A 22,110-nucleotide genomic window follows, 5' to 3' on the forward strand; every position below is an offset into this window, starting at 1 on the left:
TTGGCAAAAATCAGGCTTGGACGCAATGAGAACAGAGTGACGATGTTCTCGGCAGGATGTCCGACAAGCACTTGCTGGCGCGCTTCATCGTAGTCGAAGGCCAGTGTATCGCCCTCCTCGGCCACACCACCAAGGACACTGTTGTGCGCCATTGCTCCATGAAGCTCTGGCAATCACGTAATGACCATTGCTCAAAGCGACCACGCCATCGTTGCCGATCTGATCTTCGGCGTTTGAACCCACCAGCGAGTTGGCGACCGAGACCACACCGCTCAATCCCGCATTGTCGTTTGCCCAGGTTACAGCGCCGACATCGGACTTCTGATTCGCCTCTTGATGCGGGAGATTGGGTGGGTGAAGTAGCGGGAGAATTCGATCAGAACCATCATCGGCGCACTTCCTTGCAGGAGGCTGGCCTCATCGTGGCCAGTTGGCACCGCGAAACCATCAAGGAGCTCTGAAACTCTTCTGAAAACCGCTCCCTGACGCGGAATACCGACTCAAAAGCAGCGCCTCACCCCAGGGTTCATGATTCGTCGACCTGAGTTCTGGTTCGGGTTAGCCCGGTCTGCTCATGAGTGGACCGGGCCATGAATCGACAGGGCTAGGGATCAAATCCGTCGCGGAACAACAACAAGCGCTCGACTGCACCGATATCGCAGCGCCCGGTCTCCCGCTCGCGGCCCAACTGGTCGAACTGAAAGCAGGCTTCCGGGTTGCCGCTGGTCGGATCCAGCGGACTGCCGGCATCGATGACGGGACTGTTGCCTGACGGCAGATGTACAGGCAAAAGCAGGCTGGTGTTCAACGGCTCCAAAAGCGGGTCGGTTGCGACCAGATTGCCGCTACTCGCAGCAAAACCGCAGCTATTGTCGCCGCTGAGATTATGGCCATCGATATCCACCGTATCGCCGGGTTTCGAATTCAACAGGCAATCCGGCTCGAAGCCGTTGTTGGCATCATTGTCCGCAATGATGCTGTTGCGGATGAACAAACCGCGACTCTCGCCGTTGATCGTTGTCCATGCCAGCCCTTGACGGACATTTCGGGTAACCGTCACGTTCTGCAGCAGCAGGCTGGATCGATAGGCATTGATACCAAAGGTATTGTCGCCACTGATGGTGGTACTGAAAATCCTGATGTCACCATTCTTGGCTGAAATGCTGCCGATATTGCCGGTATTGCCGACGGTACTGTTGTTGTAGATGCTGCTGTTTTCAATTCTCAGCAAGCCACCTTCGACGCGAATGGCGGCACCTTCCGGATTGGTGCTGCCGGCAATCGCCTGGTTTCCGTGCAGGCTGCTGTAGTGGATCTCAACAGGACCACCGAATTTCCACAGCCCGCCGCCGGCATCGGCGCGATTGAATTCCAGCTTGCAAAACTGCAGCAACACGGTGCCGGTTGAGCCACTCCGAATACCGCCACCGTACGCGGCGCTGGCAGAAATCGTGGCATCGCCTCCGCTGATTATCAGGCCGCTGAAGGTTGTGTCGGCCGAGCCCTGTACGTCGAACACACGGTCCAGCGCTCCAGCGTTGATCGTGGTCAGTACGCCCGGAGCCGAGAGGATGCTGAGATCATCGGTGATATCGAGATCACCCGTTTCCGCGCCGTCTTCATCCGTGCCGCCGATGGTCAGCGTATAGGTGCCGCCGGACAGAAGAATGCGATCCGCGCCAGCCAGCGCGTTGGCCTCCATGATCGCTGCACGCAAGGTACATTCGGGATTGGTCGGAGCGGTCTGGCAACTGCCATCACCCGGATTGAAATCAGGCAGGTCAACGGTGGAGTTCGGACTGAAATCGACCGCATGTGCCGAAAGCGACACAAGCAACAAACACAGTGCACTGACAATTGAGAAAGCGGATCGATTGTGCATGATGTTATCCATCAAGAACGTACCCCTGCCCGCCAAGTATGCCCAATGATTTGCGCAACAGCATCCCGACCGGACGCCGCGCAGCATGCGTCTGACAGCAGCCACGATTTCAGCTTCCTTTCCGTACATTGGCTGAGGGGTTAGGATCACGCTCTCGAAATCAAAAGACTTGATCGATGAAAACATGTGATCTTTCATCCAGAATGCTTCCATTGACCTTCGGCTTTTTGACCATGCTGGCAATTCCAGCGGCGGCCGATCAGCTTGCATCCGGAACCGCAACGTGTACGGAAGCGACCGAGGCTGCGATCCAGTCCGAATGGGTATCGGTGTCAGACGCAAACGGCGAGATCTCCGCCGAGTCGCTTTCGGATCGCGAGCCGGAAGACCCGGCGGAGTTCCGCATTCAACGTCTACCGCCACCGCGACCGGCCTCGCGATCAAACGCGCCGGTCTGGCAATCCCTCGGCCCGAAACCGACAGAATCAGCTCAAGTCAGAGTGCCGCCTGATAACGAAGTAACGGGCGCAGTTCAAAGCATCGCGGTACATCCCGTCGATGCCGATATTGTCTACATCGGCGCGGTCAATGGCGGTATCTGGATGACCACCAACGCCACTGCGGCCAAACCAACCTGGATCCCGCAGTCGGAGAGTCTTCCTTCGCAATCCATCGCGGCGATTGAATTCGATCCGACGGATCCAAGCCATCAGACGCTTGTTGCAGGCACCGGCCGCTGGTCGAATTTTGCGCGCCGCGGCGACGACGAGATCGGCGTTTACCGAACCGTCAATGGCGGCAGTTCCTGGACGCTGCTTGGCGAAACCACCTTGCTTGGCCAAAGGATCTCGGAAGTCTCGGCGCGCGGCAATGTACTCATGGCGGCGACGACCAATGGCGGTCTCTTTCGCAGCATCAATACCGGGGTGAACTGGACGCTGGTCTCCGGAAGCGCAGGCCTTCCCAGTGGCAACGTCCTGGATCTCGCCGCGGATCCCGGCAATCAACAGCGTTTCTACGTCAGCGTAGACAAAAACAGTCCGTCCATCCTTCGAAGCGATGACGGCGGCGCCAACTGGATAGACATCAGCGCAGGTCTGTCCGCCCTCACCAATACCACCAACAACATGCGCCTGTCGGTCGGCGCGGCGGGTGTTGTCTATCTGGCTGTGGTCAACAGTGGAGATATCGCCGGCGTCTACCGATCGAGTGACCTCGGCGCGAACTGGATCGCGATGGACACCCCTTCTGTTCACCCTGGCGGTCAGGGCAGCTCGAATACGGCGATCGCAGCAGACCCGACAGACCCTGACCTGGTTTACATCAGCGGTGATCGCATCAGCACCAGCCCGTTTACTGCAAACATCGTTCGAGGTGACTTCTCGGCTCCGGCCGGCAGCCAGTTCGTCATTGCCATGGATGCTGGCGCTGGCGGCACGTCACCGCACGCCGATAGCCGCGACATGGAGTTTGATGCCAATGGCGAACTGCTGGAAAGCGACGACGGTGGAATCTATCGGCGTACCCTGCCAGCCAGTGGATCGGGTATCTGGAGCTCGATGATCGGCAATCTCAATGTGACCGAGGTTCATGACCTGGCCTATGACGAGATCAGCAGCGTCATCATGATCGGCACCCAGGACAATGGAACACATATACAACGTACGGCGACTGATCCACGCTGGCTATTCATCAACGGTGGCGATGGAGGCGATGCGGCCATCGACGATATCTCACTGGGATTCGCCGGCAGCTACCGCTATGTCAGCTCGCAGAATCTCGGCGGCTTTCGCCGCCTTCAATATGACGCAAACAACACCTTTCAAGCGAGTCGGAGTCTGCCTGGAATCGCTGACCCACAATTCGTGACGCCACTCGAACTGAGCCGCGTCGACACCAGCCGGCTGCTTGTCGGCGGCTCCGGCAATATCTACGAATCCACTGACGCAAACACGGCAAACCCGACCTTGAACTCGCTCGGCGCACCGGGAGCCAATCGCAACGCGATGGCCTTTGGCGTCCTAGGCATGCCCGAAGCGGCCGTGGTTGGCAAGAACAACGCGGTCTACAAGCGCGTCGGCAATGCATTCGTCGCAACCGCCAATCTGCCGGCAGGTGCAGCAACGATTACCGATGTCGCGATGAATCCTGAAAGCACCGACATCCTGTATGCCGTTGACAACGATCAGGTGTTTTTCAGTGACGACGGTGGCGTCAGCTGGCAGGATCTCACCGGCAATCTGCCTGCAATCAGTTCGGATGATTTTCGAACCATCGAGTTCTTCCCTACCGACGTTACCGCAGGCGGCGTCGCACTCGGCACCCGATCGGGAGTGTACGAGTCGCTCAGTGGTACCAATGCGTGGTCATTACTTGGCCAGGGGTTACCCGACGTGCTCGTGTTCGACCTGCGCTACGTGGGCGCAACCGAAAGCCTGATCGCAGGCACCCTGGGTCGGGGCGTCTGGCAACTGCGTATCGGCAACGACAAGATATTCGCGGACGGATTCGAATAGGCGTTGCGTGCGAGATCACGTTTCTGCCAGCCCGAAATCCGCCCCAGCCTCAACCTTTTCTGGCGGCTTCGAATGATCTAACGGGGATGATTGGTCACTCAAAAAAACTACGACCCGGACACCCAAAATTTTACGTCCCCGAATGACTTTCCCGGAATTCCCGGGGCGATTGACCGGCGCAGAAAAGAGTGAGAGCAAGAGAGACGGCAATAGGGGCAAATGCCGGAGCTCCTGCTATGTCGTCATTTGATCCTCCGCAGCGACGCAGACCATCCGCAGTTGTTCCGATACCGTCTACCATGGCGACGACATGACCGATTCCGTACCCAGATGCCATTTGATTCGCCGCAGCCTGCTGGCCCTCGCTGCCGCCGCCGTCGTGGGCTACCTGCTACTCGTATTGTTGCTGCAGCCGTCGAACGATCGTGACTGGTCAGTCGATCAACAACGCCTTTCGACCGCCGAATTTTCCGCAGACAGCGTGCGCGTGCGAAACGTACGCAACGCCTTCTACCGGTCGACGACCGATTTCGATGTGCATTGGGAAGATCGCAGCTACGACCTGCGCCAACTGGAATCGGTGTGGTATGTGGTCGAACCCTTTGCCAACTGGCGCGGACCGGCTCACACCTTTCTGAGCTTCGGCTTCGACAATGGCGAATACGTTGCCATTTCGGTCGAGATCCGCAAGGAACAAGGCGAGTCGTTCTCGCCGCTCTACGGTCTGCTGCGCCAGTACGAGCTGACCTACATCGTCGGCGACGAACGCGACCTGATCGGCCTGCGCGCCAACCATCGCCACGACGAAGTGCACCTCTACCCGATGCGGGTGACCCGAAGCGCGGCACGCGCGTTGTTCGTCTCGATGCTGGAACGCGCCAACGCGCTGGCGGCGCAGCCCGAGTTCTACAACACACTCACTAGCACCTGTACCAGCAACATCGTCGACCACGTCAACCTGATCACCGCCGAGCCGATTCCATTCAGCTACAAGATCGTGCTGCCGGCCTATTCGGACGACCTTGCTTACGATCTTGGCCTGATCGACACCGACCTGCCCCGCGAGCAGTTCCGCGCCGCGTTCCGGATCAACGATCTTGCGATGGAACACGCCGACAGCGCGGATTTCTCGGCGGCGATCCGCTCGCGCGGATTCGCCAATGAGGCCGCCAACCCTGGCGCAGCGGCAAGCAGTTCAGCAATGTCGTCAACCGACGCGCGGACTCGTCACGAATCAAAGCCGTCGGCGAACAGTACGTCGCTGCGTGGTCCGTAGATCGGCAGTGGCCGCGAAGCTTCGTAGGCACCGGCATCGGGGGCGCCGCCTAGAAAATCATCGTTGATGGCGGCCAGCGGCGTGCCGGCATCGATCGCTGCGGAGCTGACAGAAAGTCGCAAGTCCTGCGGGCCAAACTGGGTCAGAGGATTGCTTGGGAATGCCGGCGCGGAGGCGAAGCTGTTGAGGTCTATCTGCACGGACTGGGTTTCACTGGTGAGCGCGCGCAACTGGGCCAGCGAGTTGAATGCGGTTGGGCCGAGGTGGCCGGTGAATGTGCCGACAGTGGAGCCATAGGCGTTGTAATTGAGGCTGGAGCCGGCCAGTACGACGCCGGCCGCTTCGATCACGCGGCCGCTGCCGTTGCTCACACCGTTGACGACTCCGCCCGGTCCGCCGAGAAACAGATTGTTGCGCGTAAACAGACGCGCGACGGGCACGCCGGCGTAGTTGCTGAAACCATCGCCAGCTTTGACCACCGTGTTATGCAGCAGCACATCGCCGACGCTGCTGCGATAGAGCTTGAAGGCGACATGCGCGACGTTGTAGGCGACGTTGCGCACGAAATAGGTCGGACCACCCAGGCTCGGCTGCGATGAAAAGGCGACGAACGCGTTGCTGACCCGATTGCGCTGCACCCGGCAGTTGTGAAAGCAGAAATCGGCTTCGATCGCATCGTCGGCGCCCTCGCTGAGCTCGTTGCCGAAAATATCGATACTGAATTGATCGACCGCTTCGCCATCTTCGAGCAGAGAAATATCATCGTGAAAACCACGCACGCGGTTGTGCGCGATCACATGACCGGGGCCGGTGACAACAATGCCCTCGCCGCGGTTGGCTCCGCTGTTGTCCATCGCGGATTCGACCCAGGCTGTCGTGCCGATCACCGTGTTGTCGACGATGTAGGCGTTCTCGGAGCGCAGAAAGCTGACGATGCCATGGCCATCGAACAGGGTGGGACTGGCGTTGATCAGGCAGCGGCGCACGCTGATCCGGTTCGAGCCGTTGAAGCGGATGCGGCCGTTCACCTGCATATCTTCAATGATCACATCAGCGCGGAAGAACAGCGCCAGTTCACCATTGATGACCACGCCAGGCTGGCCGCGCAGCACGATCGGCGCCTGAACTGATCCGCTGCGCTCCAGGGTGAAACCGGGATAACTGCCAACCGCAAAGCGCAGGATGTCGCCGGGATTGGCGCCAGCAATCACGCTGCTCAAGGTCGCCGGAGTGACCTCCTTGAATACCGGATTACCGGGCAAGCCGGGAATCGCCCGACTGCGCACTGTCAACAGTCGCTGGGCGCTGCCGCCATCGGGATCGCTCAGACTCAGCTCGACCTCGTACTCGGTGTCCGGCAACACATCAAACAGGCTACCGCTGTGTCGATTGGCCCAACTGAAGCTGCCGTTGCTACCGGCCGGCACGCGACGCAGCGGCATGCCCTGGCGCCACGCGCCAGCGGTCTGGCGATAGCGCACGGCAACCTCGCCATTGAGGTTCGCATCGCCGCTGATCGCCCACTCGATGCTGATCCCGTGTGCTGTCGGAAACGGCACAGTCACTTCCCCTGCTGTCGTGGCGTTTTGTGCGGCGACAGCGGACGACAGAAAGGCAATGGCGGAAAAAAACAGAACGCGCATCGTCATTGACTTGAGCCTGATTGAAGTGAGCCAAATCAGTATGCGGCGGCCACCCTGCTGGCACAACTTCACTCAAATGCACCCGCCGACTGGTTCTCGTCGACAGGCGCGGGCTGTGCGCAGGGTCTGGTCGACTCAGAAGTCGTAGCCGGCAATCGCGCGATGAATACCTACGGCGGCGGCTCCGGCCGCAACCACAACCAGGTCGCGACCAGCGCCATCATCACGCTGACACCAATGGCTAGCCACAAGCGTGGCGAGAACAGGAACAGGATCACCGACGTAGCGATCATCATCGTCGTCGCCAGCCATTTCGCGTTTCGGCTAACCGCACCCGTTTCGTGCCAGTCGCGGATCATCGGCCCCATTCTCGGGTGAGTGACCAGCCAGTCGTGAAGACGTTGCGATCCGCGCGACGCAGCGTAAGCGGCAAGCAGGATGAACGGAACCGTCGGCAGCACCGGCAGCACGATGCCGATAATGCCAAGGCCCAGGCTGATGTAGGCCAACAACCACCACGCCCAGCGCCAACGGCGGGAAGTTTGGACGGTTGTCTTTTCAATCACGCCAACGCCGCCCGGCAGCGATGGAACTTGCGGTTTCGGTCACGGGCTTGGTCACCATTGGCGATAAAGGAAGATGGCCTGAGACAGGCCGGTAAACCATACCAATTCAGCCCTCCTTCCGCAGGCGGCAAAAAGGGAATCGCCTCGTCGACTTTGCGATCACCAAACCACCCACGAACTCGCGCAGTCAATGAGTGCAGAATTTTTCGGTGCAGCGAATCACGGCACCGAATCGCCGCCTTTACCCTATTGCTGTCATTTTTGAGGGAACGCTTGTTCAAGCTTGGTTTTGTAGTCTTCGAAAGCTCGACGATATGCCTCCCGCCAGTTGCCTTCCCGGCCCGACTGGCCGGAGTTTTTTCCGTATGCGCGGATCCCAACATCTCGAGTTGCGCCATCCTGTGTCACCTCGAGTCTTGTTTCGATCTGAGACTCCATTGACACCGAGAAGAACCCAGGCGTAAACCACGCCCAGAACTTCTCCACCTCTACATTTACATTCATTCCGCCTTCGCCGAGCTGGCTACGGTCATTCACTACATGGTAGCCAGCGCCAGAAAATCCTTCGCGCAACAAATCGCGCATTACCCCAACAACGGTTTGATCACCATCAAGCAGAATATCCCCGAGCGCCCTGCCGTAGGTGTTGCGCTTTCGAGCAATGGCCTTCGCCTTGATGTCTGCGCTTTCGGAACTCCCTTTGCGCCCCTTCAAAGAGGGCGTCGACGGCTCGGACGGTTCGTCTTCGAACACGCGCTTGTCGACGATCTGATCGATAAAAACCGTTGTACCCGATGTGGTTGTCGTACCGGCTGGAGGCACGTTGAGAGACATCGTTCCCCTACTCGTGGCGCAGCCAGCCATAGCCATTGCAGCCACCAGAATCAGTCCATTGCTCAGCTTCATCAAATCTTCTCCCCTATTTATAGCTCAGTATTTTATCAAAACGTTGAGAATCGTGACTACTCGTGAAAGTGTTCTTCCAGACACCTGTGCAACCGGCTCCGGATTCTGACCCTTTGCTGTTTGCGACGAGACTCAATAGCCAAAGCCTCATTTTTTGAATCGCAATGGAGCAAAATGCATGTCGAGCCTGAACATGCATGACACCAGGGAGAAGACGATGGAAGAGTTACGAGGCCGCGTGCCGGCAGTCGGTGTGGGCCGCGGTGAGGCGACAATCCTTCTGATTCTCGTCGGTGCAGTGCTGCTGTGGTCGGCAATCGCACCGAATGACCGGCTGACCTGGCTGATGGAAATAATCTGGGTGCTCGCTGCGATCCCCCTGCTGATCGCCACGCGCCGCCGCTTCCCCCTGACCCGCCTGCTCTACTGGCTGCTCGCGATCCATGCCGTGATCCTCATTTACGGCGGCCAGTACACCTACGCCGAAACACCGCTCGGCAACTGGGCGCGCGATGCGTTCGACCTCGCGCGCAACCATTACGACCGCCTGGGTCATTTCGCGCAGGGTTTCGTCCCGGCGATCCTCGCGCGTGAACTCCTGCTGCGCCTGACACCGCTAAGGCCGGGCGGCTGGCTGTTCTACCTGGTCTGCGCCGCCTGCCTCAGCTTCAGCGCGTTCTTCGAATTCATCGAATGGTGGGCCGCCTTGATCATGGGCGGCGATGCCGAAGCCTACCTCGCCACTCAGGGTGATATCTGGGATACCCAATGGGACATGTTCCTGGCGCTGTGCGGCTCAATCCTGTCCCAGCTCCTGCTGGCACGCCGGCATGACCGCCAGCTCGGGGTGCATTGATTAGGCGTCACTTCGTCATGCCGCTCATTGCCAACATCTGGAGTGGCGCCAGCGAAAACAATTCTCTCGACAACCTGAACTTTAGCCATTTCTTCGCAATTGTTTGTCGTCCCTACCAGGGCAGCTCATCACCCTTGGCATGGCGGAAGCTGCCAGTCTGGGCGAGGGTCAACGCATCTAGTCGTTCGACCAACTGCGCGGCCGCCGCGTCCGGGCTGATGTCGCCGCTGCCGCCAACCATTTCGGTCGCGACGTATCCCGGGTGTAACAGCATCACCGCGATGCCGCGGTCCTTGAGATCCACTGACAGTGACTTGCCGATCGCGTTGACCGCCGCCTTTGACGCGCGGTAGCCGTAATAGCTGCCGGAACCGTTGTCCGACACCGAGCCCATGCGACTGGTGACGATGCCTACCTTCGCACCCGCCGCCAGGTGACCGGACAAAGCCTGTACCGTGCGCAGCGGCCCGATCGCGTTCACCTCGAACTGCCGGCGCATCCGTTCAAAGCCATCCTCATCGATGTCGCCCAAGGATTCTTTCGACAGGATGCCGGCGTTGCATACCAGCACGTCAATGCGGGTGTCGCCGAGGCGCTGCGCCAGTGCGGCGAGTGCATCACCGTCGGTCACGTCGACACCGGACTCGATGCGCGCGCCGGTCGCCTTAAGCGCCTCGCTGCCTTCACGGCAAACGCCAATTACATCGTCGCCGCGCGCGGAATATTGTTTCGCAAGGGCCAGGCCAATACCACGGTTTGCGCCGGTAACAAGGATGGTAGACACGGCAATCTCCTGATCCAGAATGAATTCCATGACATGGAGGCAGCCGTGCCCATGATCAACCTTGGGATGAGAATCTGACCGCCACCAAGTTTCAGTGCCAGCCTGCCCCAGGGTTTTGCGAGCTCACCGCTAGTCGACGCGCACCTGCAATCGCGCGACGCGTAACTGCGTTCCAGCGGGCCTGGCCTCCTCGATCAGGTCCATTTCCGTGATCAGGGTCGAGTTCAACTGCACCAGGCGGACAATATTGGCGATCGGAGTTGAATCGTGGATGTTGAGGGTCACGACATAGCCATTCTTCGACGCAACGATTTTATCGATGACAGCCATGCTCGGAATGATGCGCTCCAGTTCCTTCTCGATCCGGAACATACTGGGCCGTGCTGGCGAGGTCGCTCTGGCACCGGCGGGCAGGACCAGAAGCTCCATGTGGTACGCATTGTTCCACCAGGACGGTTCCGTCTTCGTTTCATAGCGGATATCTGCTGCGCGCAGACGATCCTCGAACGCCACGACATCGTCACTGCTGAACGCGGTCAATACTACAAGCGCTCCGTCGCCACTGGGTTTCAGTCCGTTGATGACCACACTGCCGTACAGCTGTGGCGTCAGCCGTTGGCGCGTTTCACGTTCAATTTTGGATATGACGGGCTCAACGGGCGCCAGCGAGTCGGTGTCCGAATAGACAGGCCACCTGAAGCTGTCAGACAGCGTAGTGCGAGTCCCGGGTTTCGGGATGCTGACATTGGCGGATTCATAACTGTACAGCGAGATGCGCTCGCTACCGGTGAAGCGCACGCCGACCGAGAGTTCTCCGTTGGCGCCCCGCGCCAGCGATGCGGTGGCTTCACCTTCGTACCACTTTCCCTCGTCGGTCTTGCGGGCGGCGTTCTTCACCGGAGTGCTCAGCACCAGCCGTCCGCCTTGGCATTCAAAATCGGTTCCGGCGTGAAGCACGGCCACGGGCCGGGTTGGCCAATCGCCGAGGCGGCCTCTTTTGATCAAGATTGACAGCGTGCCATCAGCCGCACCGGACAATTCAATGCCGCTCTCCAGATAGCCGGCCTCTGTTGCCTGCAATGCGCCAAGAGCATCGGCCAGCGCTCTCCAGTTGGCGCTACCCGTACCTTTGGCGCTGTAGCGACCGGAAACATCCGGGCAACCGCTTGCTTCGGCTGCTGATGCCACGCGCGGCGAGCCAACGATTGCCGGCAATAGTGCGACCGACAAAAGCACTCCAATCGGCGTGAAAGAGTTCCGGAGCACAGGCATGGCCAAGGCGGGGAGATCAGCGAATTCTGCACCAACCCAGTCGCGGTGAATACGATCGCGAGCGGCGGCGACAATTCAACTGAAAACAAACTCACCAGCGAGCGCCTGATGCGATGTCAATTGTCGGGTCCTCCACCCATTCAACTCCGGAAATACGAGGATTCAAGAGCGCTCGATTCGTTGTCGTTTTTCACTCGACGCACGGCAGCCTCGAAGGTGAGTGGATAGTCTTGTCCCAATCACTTGAGCCAGTTTCGCGCCGCTTTACGCATAGCTTGAGGGGAATGATGCGCATTCGGCGCCAATCAGCGAGAGGATGTGAAACATGAACCACTGGATTCAGAATCAACATGCCCGTGCACCGAACGAAACTGCGTTGCATGCAGCACCGAGCTCTGACGTTGTCGCGCAATGTGTTGCAGAGGTGGCAGGCAAGCGGTCACTCTCAGGGCAGATGGCGGGCAGTGCCATGGCTTTGCTCCTTGCCGCGGCCCCTCTCGCGGCCCAGGAATGGCAGCAGCTTGAGCGCATCGATGTCCGCCCGGATGGTCAGCCGTCCGCAGACGAAGGTTCCAACACGACCATGTCGATAAGCGATGATGGCCGCTGGGTCATTTTTTCTTCCGATCAATCCGACCTGGTGCCCGATGACAGCAACAGCACCACGGATGTGTTCGTACGCGACCGCAAGACGAATGCTACGCGTCGTCTCAGCCTGCGCCCGGATGGCAGCCAGGCGACCGGCAGCAGCTATATGCCCCACGCCAGCCGCGATGGAAGGTTCGTGAGTTTTGTGTCGGGTGACCGGGAGCTGGTGGCGGACGACAATAATTTCCGGGCAGATGTGTTTCTGCTTGACCGCGATGCCGACGCCAATGGCGTGTTCGATGAGGCTGGCGGCACAAGCCTGACGCGCATCAGCGTGGACAATGCCGGCACCGAGTTGTTTTCCGGGGTTGAGAGTGTTGTCGGTGGCGTCAGCGACAATGGCAATCACGTTGCGTTTGCCAGTACTGCGCCGATTGATCCGGTCGACAACAACGGAAAGTCCGATGTCTACCTGCGTGACAACGCGCAAGCCAGCACACCGGTCATGAGCGTCAATTCGGCAGGTGTCATCGGAGACAAGCGCAGCCCGAATTTTTTCACGCCGCCCATCCGCATCAGTGGCGACGGTCGTTTTGTCGCGTTCTCTTCTGAAGCCACAAACCTTGTGGCCAATGACAGCAACTTCAAAACCGATATTTTCGTGCACGATCGCGATAGCAATGCCAACGGCGTGTTTGATGAAGCCGGTGCCACGAGCACCGTGCGGGCCAATGTCGGCCCGATGGGCGCCCAGATCGCCAGCCCCAGTGCATTCGCACAATTCGACATGGATGGCACCGGACGCTGGGTGGCTTTCAATTCCTTTGAAGACCCGATCGGTGGCGACCCCAATCCGACGGCTGCCGACATCTATCTCCATCATCTCGCCACCGGTGCGGTAAGCCGCATCAACATGAACCCGAGCGAATGGATCAAGAGCAGTGACAGTTGCTGCGGCAATGAATTGCCCTTGATTGCGCGCAACGCGAATGTGGTCCTGTTTCGTTCCAGTCAGTTGTACAGTTTTAGTCAAGGAGTCACTACCTCGCGCAGTGATGCTCTTGCATGGACTCGCGAGGGCGGCCTGGTGCCGCTCACCGACTATCCAACCCCGACCGCCTCGAGCGACGGATTTTCCGCCATGCCAGTGGGACTGTCCGACAACGGTGCCTATGCCGTTATCAGGATCGTCAGCTTTGAGCCTGCCTACGCGAGCCAGCAAGGCACCTATGTCTATGTCCGGAACACTGTCTTCCGCGGAGACTTCGAGGAAATGTCGGTGCCCTGAGGCCAGCCGGATCCCGTAACTGTCTTGGGTACGAAGTCCACCAGGCTCACTGTTCCGCGTACCAACCATCGGGCGGCAAGCGAAGCGGCGAATCCGATACGGGCAACCAAAGATCCTCTTCGGCGAAACTCCGCTTGCGGCCAAAGCCGCCACTATCTTCGATTTCGCGTATTCAGCGATTGACTACGTCGCGGCCTGGCGACGAGGGATCGATGGTGTGACCTCCATTCGCTGCGAGCCCTTGGAACGTGAGCCGATTCCCGACTGCTTTACGCAAGACTTGAGCAGCACCCATCCATTCAGCAACGGAGCGGACCACCATTGTTCGGGATATCAGCGATAGCGATTCGTCGTCACGGCGATGGCGATCAATGATCGTCTTGCGACCCATCCAATGAGCTTCCCTGCCTACACATACCGCCCCATCCGGAGACCACGCCATGCGTAATTTTAATTCTGGCCTTTTCTTCAACTGCCTCTGGCTAGCCACATTGAGCGCTGGCTTGTGCGGCCAGGCACTCGCACAGGATGCGTGCGTGCCCTCGGAACCAACGCCCGTCGGCAGCGAGTTCCAGGTCAGCGGCACGACGCTCGACAGCCACATGAACAGTACGGTCGTGGCGAAGCCGTCCGGCGGATTCCTCGTCGGATGGGGAGCTGATGATCGCGGTGATTCGCTATTGTACGGTCGCAATTTTTCGCTACAGGGCGCTGCAACAAGCGCGGAGTTGAACTTGATGCCAACGTCCGGCTCGCGCTTCTACAAAATGTATGGACGGCCGGCGTTGCTGATGGGAAGCAATGAAGAATTCCAGGCACTATGGCCGGGGTACTTCTGGACACAAGGAGATAATGGTACCTGGTACTCCCATGACGGCATGGTTACGCGCCGGTACCACACGGACGGCACCACGATTGGCGGCTATCAGCCGGCTGCGGTCAACTATGCCGGCAATCAGAGCTATGCAGCCATTGCCGATGTCGGTTCCGGCAATTTCGTCGCGTTGTGGTCGGGCAATGGCACGGGTGACGATTTCGGTGTTTTCCAGCGCCATTTCCAGGCCAACGGTGATCCACAAGGAGACGAGACCCGGGTCAATCTGACGACGACGGCCGGCCAGGGGCGACCCGGCGTGGCATCACGCCCGGGTATCGGATACGTGGTCGTGTGGGGCGGCAATGGACCGGGTGACAACCGCGGAATTTTCATGCGTGCGTTCAATTCGTTTGGAGGCGCCCAGAGCGGCGAGATCCTGGTCAATACGACCACAGCGGGAACCCAGGACGCTCCGCAAATCGCCATGACACGCGATGGGCGTTTCGTAGTGATCTGGCATGGCTGGGCCGACAACGGTGATGCGAAGGTCTATGGTCAGCGTTTTGACAGCAATCACTTGCCGGTCGGTGACGAATTCGAAGTCAATTCGGGGATCGGCTATCCGCAGGTCAATGCTGTAGTGGCGATGATGCCGGACGGAGGCTTCGTGGTCGCGACCAACGGCGACGGCCCGGGTGACGATCGCGGTGTCTTCATGCGTCGCTTCAATGAATTTGGTATCGGTCATGCGAATTTGATTCGCGTGAATACCACGGTAACCGGGACTCAATCCTACCCCGGCGTTGCGGTGGCACCCGGCGGCCAGATCATGGTGACCTGGCAAGGCAACGGTGTTGCTGGCGACTTTCAGATTTATGGTCAGGTTTACGATCCGCCGCCGCGCATTTTTCGAGCTGCGTTTGAACCTCTGAACGACCCCTGCCCTTACTAGAAAAAACAGGATTGACTTTGTTGCTCCACCACATTTCTTCAGGCCAGCAAGATGTCGTGCGACACGCGGAACAAGACAAGCGGACTTCTGCCGGCTCACGCAACGGCAAGGCAACTCATCAAGACAGTGCTGGCCCGTTCAAACTGATTCGTCTGCAAGATCTGCAGCGTACCGCCTGCCCGCAGAGGGGCGAGCGGCGCGCTGTTTCTCGTCAGTCGGGAATGCTCTCGAAGCCGTTGGCAAATATCAGGTCGGAAGGCGCGCCAAGCAGATAGTCCTCCGCCTGGCCGTATCCGCTGGAATTGCAGGCCGCCGCCTCGCTGCTGTATTTCTTGATCACGCGCATCCGAACCGGTCCGGACGTCAGTACCGCCGGCACCGTGATCGTGGCGGTGGCGTTCTTGCCATCTTCGCCCGTCGAGTTGGCAATGCTGCCGATGCTGTATGTCTCACCGGAATCGAAACTGCCGTTCCGGTCCCAGTCGAAGAAGGCGGTGATCCGTGTGGTGTAGTTTCCGGCAGTGTTGCCCTCCACCAGCATCTCGTAGGCCTGACCGGGTTCGATTGTGCCACCGGCCACGGCGAGGAAATCTTCATGTGCCTGACTGCCGGCGGGAGAGGCAGGACTGCGGTTGTCGATGCCGCTGAACTTCACCCGCGAGATCGGTTCCACCCCGCTCGGGAAGGTAACCGCACAGTAGGGCTCCGGAAACGTCACTCCGGTGGTAAAGCTGCGAACCTGTGACCAGCTCGCATCGCCGCAACCATTGGTGGCACGCACGCGCCAATAGAAGGTTGTCTGTGGGGTCAACGGCGGCGTTACCGACAGCGTCGTTTCATTGCTGACTGTCCGGCTCAGCACAACGGAGGCGAAGGCCGGATCGGTGGCAACCTCGACCTGGTAATCGATCGGGCCGGTGGATGCTGCAGACCAGCTGAGAACCAAACTGGTCGGAACATCGATTGCACCATCAGCAGGCGCGAGGAGACTGGTTGTACCCGGCAGCGTGTCACTCAAGTTCAGTGAAAGCAGGCGAAACGTCGATTCCGCACCACTGACGCCGTTCACCTTGACGTTGTAGCCGCCCGCTGGAACCGAAGCGAGTGCGCCCAGCGTGAGATTGGAGGTTCCCGGTGGCGTGACGAGGCCAGGCGCGAACGTCGCGCTGGCGCCGGGCGGAACATCGCTGGCCGAAAGCGTTACCGGCGACGTGAAACCGGTATCGGCATCCACGCTCACGGTGACGTTGGCGGTTGACGAATTGCTTGTGCAGACGGCCAGTTGTAGCGGGTCCAATCCAAGCGTGAAAGGCGTCATGCCCATGCCGTCGATGAACTCGGCACCGGTGTTCAGTGGATCGAGGTGATCCTTCATGCGCGTTGCCGGAGTGCCGCGACCTTCCCAGGCAACGGCGAGCTGTCCGTACTCATCGGAAAGATCACTGCCCGTCGCGCCACAAAAGGAACTGCCGCCGCTCAGCACGCCGACAATACGCTGCTGCGGGCTGTATAGCGGTGAGCCCGAGGATCCACCTTCGGTCACGCTCGGCGGGAGACTGGACGGCGGGTTGACGATATTCGGAAGAATCGGCGGCGTCGTGTCCCACGCTGCGTGCCAATGGGTGTTGATGCCGCGCGAGATTCCGCTCACCGACAACGGCGTCGGCACGAAGGTGATGCGCTTCTCGTCCACGCCCGGATGGTGGATCGAGGCGCACATGCCGACCGTGCTGGTCGGGTCACTTGGCTCGCTGCACATGGCTCCAGTGCTGCGGCGGTCCCAACCTTCCCAATACAGATTCCAGGCAGGATCAAACGGATCATCAAACTCGATCAGCGTCCAGTCCGAACACGTCGCGCCGATACCGCTGGTGCAACTGGAGGCCGAGAACGGATTCGGGGTAGCGGCGACGAAGGTCGCACCGGAACTTGCCATCGCCGGGTTGGGCGTGCCCACCTGGCCGCTGGCCGAGGAGCCGGGCGTGCGGCAGGTCGGCCATTCATAGTTCCAGTACACCACGACGCTCGGCGAACTGGATGTGGTCAGCCCGCAATGGGTCGCAGTGGCGAACAGCCGCCGACGGTCATCGGCGGTATTGCCGACCAGCGAGCCCGAGCAGGTATCCGTTCAACCCACGGTAATCGCCCCGACCGCGCGGCGCGGATCGTTCCAGGCATCGTTCTCGCCCAGACAAGCCACGTCGGTGTTGCAGGTTCCGGAGTTGATCTCGTCGATCGTGCACGGTCCGGTGCCGAATTTCGGCTGACCGATATCCGGTTGCGCGTAGCCGGCGCTGCGTCGACCAAACGCGCGGTAGCCCTGGCTGATGCGGCCCAGAATCAATTCAACGCGCTCGCGTTCGGCGGTATCCACGTCCACTTCGATAACCACGTCAGCGGCGGAGATGACCGGCGTCCAGAGCTCGCCGTGGGGCTGGTTCTTGCGCTCATCCCAGGGCCCAGCAAGCTGCTGGCCTGCGACGTCATAGACAAACAGGCGAGCGGTTGGTGGCAGCCGATAATGAGTGAAGCCGAAATTGAGCGAAGTGGCATCCGTGGCTTTCACCCGGTAACGCCAGATGCTTTGCGTACCGACTGTTTCCCACGTGCCTGCGCGCTGGATGTCGATCGCGGTGTCGTGCGCAATCGCGAAGCGTGCCGGACCACCGTCGATGGCACGAAGCGCATCCTCGGCAGCCACCGTTTGAAGATCGAGCGCAGGATACTGAACGCCCTCAACCAGCGAAAGCGGCATCACGGTTGCACCTTGTGAGGCCGGAACGGCAACCTGCGAAGGAGCCGCATGGATTGCAAACGAAGACAAACCGAGCACGGCTGCAAGCAGAGCCGCACGAATGGACATGGACATTGGGCCACTTCCTGGCAATGGGACACGGAACCCTAAGCCGTATCACGGAAGGTATGCAACCGCGCAGATCGCGAACCGCGTACACCGTCACTCGCTTGTGCGAAAAGCGGGTCGCGAGGCGGATCAGAGTGCACATTTCGTCGTTGTTTATCTTCCGCCTTGCGACTGACCTGCCCGCAGGAATCAGCGCCAACCGGCCCCGGATTTTGTAGTGGATGCTACAAAGATTGACCCCATCGACGTCGACGCGCATCGACGTGCCTTGTTGACATTGCGGGAGTCCCGGTTGTTCTCATTGCAGACTTGGCCCCTTTCTTCCTGCTTTGGGATCAGATTGATTTCGCATCGCAATCGAGACACTTCTCAATCGACGCGCAGACCCGGCGAAGATTGGGCGCCCCAGGAAAGCAAAAGCAGGTCTGGAAAGTGCAACCTGACCCGGGTTTTGGAAAGTGCAACCTGACCCGGGCTTTGGTCGGGGTCGATCTGGATCAAGCAGCAACCGACAATTCAGCCGCACTGCCCTTGCTCGCGGGCTTTACGACAATCTGCACGTTCTGTCCCAGGGCGACCAGGCAGCGCATCATCTTTTCCTCGGAAATGCCACGAAAATGGCCGCGCAACATCGCGGATACCTTTGGCTGCGGCATACCGAACAACCCGGCTGCCTGAATCTGGGTCAGCTTGCGACGCTTGATGATAGCGGCGATCTTGCTGGCAAGCTGCGCCTTGACCAGCATGGAACCGGCATCGGCAAACCCGAGGTCGGCATAGACGTTTCCGCTGCCTTCGTGTACTTCGATCATGTCGTGATTCCTCTTGCGAGCGCATCAACCGCTTTCAGGCGTTCGCGGATGAGCGCCATGTCCGGCTTCGGGGTTTGAGCTCCCTTCGCGGACTTCTTCTGAAAACAATGCAGGACGTAAACTGCATGCGCATACCTGACCGTGTACACCGCGCGGTACGTGTCACCGCGCCAGTCCTCGGTCACTTCCAGCACGGCGGCGGAGTCGAACCCCTTCAAAGGTTTCGCGGCGTCCGGTTTCTGCCCAATCGGCGCCTGGAACAATGCGTAGCCGAACACAGCCTGCACCTGATCCGGCATGACGCCCAAGTCTTTAAGACTCGAAGCAATCCATCGCAACGGTTTGATACTCGCTACCTCCATGTCGCGCCGCCGAACCTATACCCAAATGGGAATATATGCCACGTCAGGTCCGGGGTCAAATCGAAGGCGCGTCAGAGTCAGGTTTCACCTTGCGCTCCTACCCACGAAATTCGAGATTCAAGACCCCCTTTCTCCAGGTGCTCCGGGTGTCGAGGCACATGCTACATTGATAGACCCCATCGACGCTCCCACACGATCTGAGGTAGAGCCTCTAAATCAATGACTCTGACCCCATTGATCCTCCTGACCCCATTGATCCTCACTCCGAGCCCTGCTTCGTCCCATTAGCAACAATCTCCTGTCTGCATGCCATCCTGCCCCTAATGGTCTTTTCGCTCGCACAAACCTCGTTGGCGACGCTACGCCGACTGTACAGCGTGAGCTTTGAGATTCCGAGCTTTTTTGCGAACATAGAGTCATTATAATCTTTCCACGCTGGGTCAGTACCACAAACACCGAGCGCATCGCATTCGTCGAAATCCAACCACCGCACTTCTTCAGGCTGCACCGCATTCATCGCGTCGAGCACTCGACTGGAGATATTCATTTCATCCAGATACGCGTATATGAGTTCGTTTACGCTTCTAAGTGCCGATTGCGATTGATTCACGGAATCAGATGGGCTTGTGCCGAATGGACGGTGAATTCCGACACTCCCGATCACCGACCTCTCCACCCCTCCAAGTAGCGCCAACACACATGCGCTAGCACAAACCGCCGAATCGGGCACAACCGTCATTGCATTCTTCGATCTAAAGAAGCGCCCGATCTTTATCGCAGTTCCGACATCTCCGCCCAGACTATCCAGCCATACTACAACCCCTTCCGCCCCAGATCGGCACAATCCTGAGCCTTCGTTTTGGCTAGCGAATGTCTTTGCGCGCGCATACTCCTCATGAATCTTACCCAGACTGGACTCGTCAATGTTTCCGGAAAGTTTGACTATGCATTTTTTAAACTCCGTTGAATCGACCACCACAAATCCTGAAGGAGGCACAGTTTGCGCATACAGGCGCGCAGCGGAAGATAGAACAATGGCGAGAATCACGACCAAGTAAATATTGAACCGCACGAACGCCTTCTTTCGGACTGCTGTATCGAGCAGAGAGAGAAACGATCTGGCAGAAGGGGACGCAAGGCGCAAACTCTCTCGGAAGACGATTTCAGTGTTATGCATGGATTGGGGATCAATGGGTTTCACGAATGCAAAGCCGTTTCGCCATCCTCCACGAGCATGGCGACTATGTTGTGCGGTTTTGATTGAGAACATCGAGAGTTTTCCCCTGAGAACGGAAACCGAAAAAGCCGGAAACGAATCAAACCAATAGCCCCGCTTGCGAGAAGCAAATCTGTTGCAGCATCGGCCCACGCAAGATCGGAAGACTGCGCAAGTCTGTCGATGCGCATCAACGCCTAGAAGATCACGAAAGTCTACTCTGCCTCCTGCTTTTGACCCCTGTTCTACGCTGCTTCTGGTCACCTACCAAATAGAGTCAACGCTGTGGCACCGACGACGATCACTAGCACCAATATCCCGAAGACCAACAAGAACAGACTCACAAGCTTGAGAAACACAGCACCACGCGTGTATTCCGACTCTCGAATGTTGTGCAAGCTTAGCTGACTCGGTTTTGGTGTGATCTGCTTCGGCGCCGGCGGGGTCGGCTGTGGCACTCGTGGAGTCAGCACACGAGTAGGTGGGTCCACTAAGCATTGTGGCAAGGAATTCTGGCCCAGCTGCAATGTCAGGATCCGAGGAAGCGTTGCGGACGGGGTCGATACCTGCGGGGCCGGCAGCACCACAAGCTCCCGCACCTCAATCGCTATCGGTGATACACGCTCCGGCACTCTGCCGTCAATGTTGAGCAGCGGATCATCCTCGCTGTCATCCACGCCTTCAGGTTCGCCGCCGTACTGACCAATGGGGTGATCATGCTGGAGCTGGTGGCAAGGAATGCACAGCACGACCAAATTGTTCCTGTTGTTCGCGCCGCTGCAACTCCGAAACACGATGTGATGGGCATGCAGTTCGTCCGGAGCTAGGGTTTCCCTGCACCGGTTACAAGCAAGGCCATTCTGATGCTTCAGCTGAAGCGATGTGATTGCCCAGTTTGGCGGCTGCATCGTGTATGACCGATGCAGCCGCACCAAGCCTTTGAGATGAGCGCGGATTAGCTTGATCTCTGGGCTTGGGGGTCTAGCGTCACCATTCGGCTGAATTTGATTCTCTGCGATCTGCCTTTCAAGCCACCTTGGAAATTGCTCAGCGATGTAGGCGTCGAAATTGAGCAGCCTTGCTTGCGCCCGACCTGCCACGTAGGGATCGGCCGCGTTTGCATCCGCCGTCAGACCGATGGCCGCGCGGTATCGGTAGTTCGTCTTCAACCGCTCCTTCGCCTCTGCTGGCGAATACTCGACTCCGTTCAGCCCGTCAACACACCATATGCATATCCGCATGCGTGGCGTTGTGAACCTGATGCTTCCTTGATTTCTATCCTGAAGGCATATCCTGCAAACAGGCATGCTGAGCTCCTTCCGGGCTTCTTGCCGAGATCACGCAAAACTGGGGCAGAGTCGATTATTCCCAATACGCACGGCCCCTACCTCAATCCCCGATTAATCCTCTCCAGCACTTCAATCCCCGGACTCAACTCCCCCACCCCCAGCCGATTCAACGCCGTCTCCACCGTGCGCAGATGCTGATGCATATCCGAAGGCTCCGGGTCG

The 22,110-nt window shown here is 58.9% G+C and carries 18 protein-coding genes; 5 read left to right on the top strand and 13 right to left on the bottom strand.

Translation table 11 applies throughout. The annotated features are described in order from the left end of the window. Positions 1–84: 84 nt before the first annotated feature. Entirely contained in the window at positions 85–372 is a 288-nt protein-coding gene (locus tag VFN25_RS16790; RefSeq protein WP_414648844.1) for a hypothetical protein, read from the bottom strand. A gap of 232 nt (positions 373–604) precedes the next feature. Continuing rightward, the gene (locus VFN25_RS03655) at positions 605–1,882 is read right to left on the bottom strand and encodes a choice-of-anchor Q domain-containing protein (protein WP_325138925.1); all 1,278 of its coding nucleotides are present in this window, start codon (positions 1,880–1,882) and stop codon (positions 605–607) included. 233 nt (positions 1,883–2,115) lie between these two features. Between VFN25_RS03655 and VFN25_RS03660 the strand changes: the two genes are divergently transcribed. Both VFN25_RS03660 and VFN25_RS03665 read left to right on the top strand, forming a co-directional pair. After that, complete coding sequence (locus VFN25_RS03660) at positions 2,116–4,398, top strand: hypothetical protein (RefSeq protein WP_325138928.1); 2,283 nt, start codon at positions 2,116–2,118, stop codon at positions 4,396–4,398. Positions 4,399–4,708: 310 nt separating this feature from the next. Beyond that, a complete protein-coding gene (locus VFN25_RS03665; RefSeq protein WP_325138930.1) occupies positions 4,709–5,674 on the top strand; it encodes a DUF4105 domain-containing protein in 966 nt (321 codons plus the stop codon). Here VFN25_RS03665 and VFN25_RS03670 read toward each other — a convergent pair. The 3 genes from VFN25_RS03670 to VFN25_RS03680 all read right to left on the bottom strand — a co-directional run bounded on the left by VFN25_RS03670 (position 5,626) and on the right by VFN25_RS03680 (position 8,789). Beyond that, positions 5,626–7,323 carry a hypothetical protein gene (locus tag VFN25_RS03670; RefSeq protein ID WP_325138932.1) on the bottom strand — a complete coding sequence of 566 codons (1,698 nt, stop codon included), beginning with the start codon at positions 7,321–7,323 and terminating at the stop codon, positions 5,626–5,628. The genes VFN25_RS03665 and VFN25_RS03670 overlap by 49 nt on opposite strands. Positions 7,324–7,487: 164 nt before the next feature. Continuing rightward, entirely contained in the window at positions 7,488–7,883 is a 396-nt protein-coding gene (locus VFN25_RS03675) for a YbaN family protein (RefSeq protein ID WP_325138934.1), read from the bottom strand. A 255-nt stretch (positions 7,884–8,138) separates the two neighbouring features. After that, a complete protein-coding gene (locus tag VFN25_RS03680; protein ID WP_325138936.1) occupies positions 8,139–8,789 on the bottom strand; it encodes a hypothetical protein in 651 nt (216 codons plus the stop codon). A 178-nt stretch (positions 8,790–8,967) separates the two neighbouring features. On the opposite strand from VFN25_RS03680, the gene VFN25_RS03685 reads away from it, so the two are divergent. Next, a complete protein-coding gene (locus VFN25_RS03685) occupies positions 8,968–9,645 on the top strand; it encodes a DUF2238 domain-containing protein (protein WP_325138938.1) in 678 nt (225 codons plus the stop codon). Positions 9,646–9,757: 112 nt separating this feature from the next. Here VFN25_RS03685 and VFN25_RS03690 read toward each other — a convergent pair whose 3' ends face one another. Both VFN25_RS03690 and VFN25_RS03695 read right to left on the bottom strand, forming a co-directional pair. Further along, positions 9,758–10,459, bottom strand: a complete 702-nt coding sequence (locus VFN25_RS03690; RefSeq protein WP_325138940.1) for an SDR family oxidoreductase — start codon at positions 10,457–10,459, stop codon at positions 9,758–9,760. 99 nt (positions 10,460–10,558) lie between these two features. Next, positions 10,559–11,509, bottom strand: a complete 951-nt coding sequence (locus tag VFN25_RS03695) for a hypothetical protein (protein WP_325138941.1) — start codon at positions 11,507–11,509, stop codon at positions 10,559–10,561. Between the two features lie 661 nt (positions 11,510–12,170). Between VFN25_RS03695 and VFN25_RS03700 the strand changes: the two genes are divergently transcribed. After that, complete coding sequence (locus tag VFN25_RS03700; protein WP_325138945.1) at positions 12,171–13,577, top strand: hypothetical protein; 1,407 nt, start codon at positions 12,171–12,173, stop codon at positions 13,575–13,577. Positions 13,578–14,017: 440 nt separating this feature from the next. Next, a complete protein-coding gene (locus tag VFN25_RS03705) occupies positions 14,018–15,346 on the top strand; it encodes a hypothetical protein (RefSeq protein ID WP_325138947.1) in 1,329 nt (442 codons plus the stop codon). A 211-nt stretch (positions 15,347–15,557) separates the two neighbouring features. Here the strand turns inward: VFN25_RS03705 and VFN25_RS03710 are convergent, their stop codons facing one another. The 6 genes from VFN25_RS03710 to VFN25_RS03735 all read right to left on the bottom strand — a co-directional run bounded on the left by VFN25_RS03710 (position 15,558) and on the right by VFN25_RS03735 (position 21,768). Beyond that, positions 15,558–17,363 carry a fibronectin type III domain-containing protein gene (locus tag VFN25_RS03710; RefSeq protein WP_325138949.1) on the bottom strand — a complete coding sequence of 602 codons (1,806 nt, stop codon included), beginning with the start codon at positions 17,361–17,363 and terminating at the stop codon, positions 15,558–15,560. 111 nt (positions 17,364–17,474) lie between these two features. Next, positions 17,475–18,215: a hypothetical protein gene (locus VFN25_RS03715; RefSeq protein WP_325138951.1), complete on the bottom strand. Its 741-nt coding sequence runs from the start codon at positions 18,213–18,215 to the stop codon at positions 17,475–17,477. Between the two features lie 491 nt (positions 18,216–18,706). Beyond that, complete coding sequence (locus VFN25_RS03720) at positions 18,707–19,021, bottom strand: helix-turn-helix transcriptional regulator (RefSeq protein WP_325138953.1); 315 nt, start codon at positions 19,019–19,021, stop codon at positions 18,707–18,709. Further along, complete coding sequence (locus VFN25_RS03725) at positions 19,018–19,383, bottom strand: type II toxin-antitoxin system RelE/ParE family toxin (protein WP_325138955.1); 366 nt, start codon at positions 19,381–19,383, stop codon at positions 19,018–19,020. Before VFN25_RS03725 ends, VFN25_RS03720 begins: the two co-directional genes overlap by 4 nt. A gap of 259 nt (positions 19,384–19,642) precedes the next feature. Next, positions 19,643–20,653: a hypothetical protein gene (locus tag VFN25_RS03730; protein ID WP_325138957.1), complete on the bottom strand. Its 1,011-nt coding sequence runs from the start codon at positions 20,651–20,653 to the stop codon at positions 19,643–19,645. A 206-nt stretch (positions 20,654–20,859) separates the two neighbouring features. Next, on the bottom strand, positions 20,860–21,768 hold the full coding sequence (locus VFN25_RS03735; protein ID WP_325138959.1) for an HNH endonuclease: 909 nt from the start codon (positions 21,766–21,768) through the stop codon (positions 20,860–20,862). Positions 21,769–22,110: the final 342 nt, after the last annotated feature.

The sequence above is a fragment of the Dokdonella sp. genome (assembly GCF_035703485.1).
Classification (GTDB): Bacteria; Pseudomonadota; Gammaproteobacteria; order Xanthomonadales; family Rhodanobacteraceae; genus Dokdonella.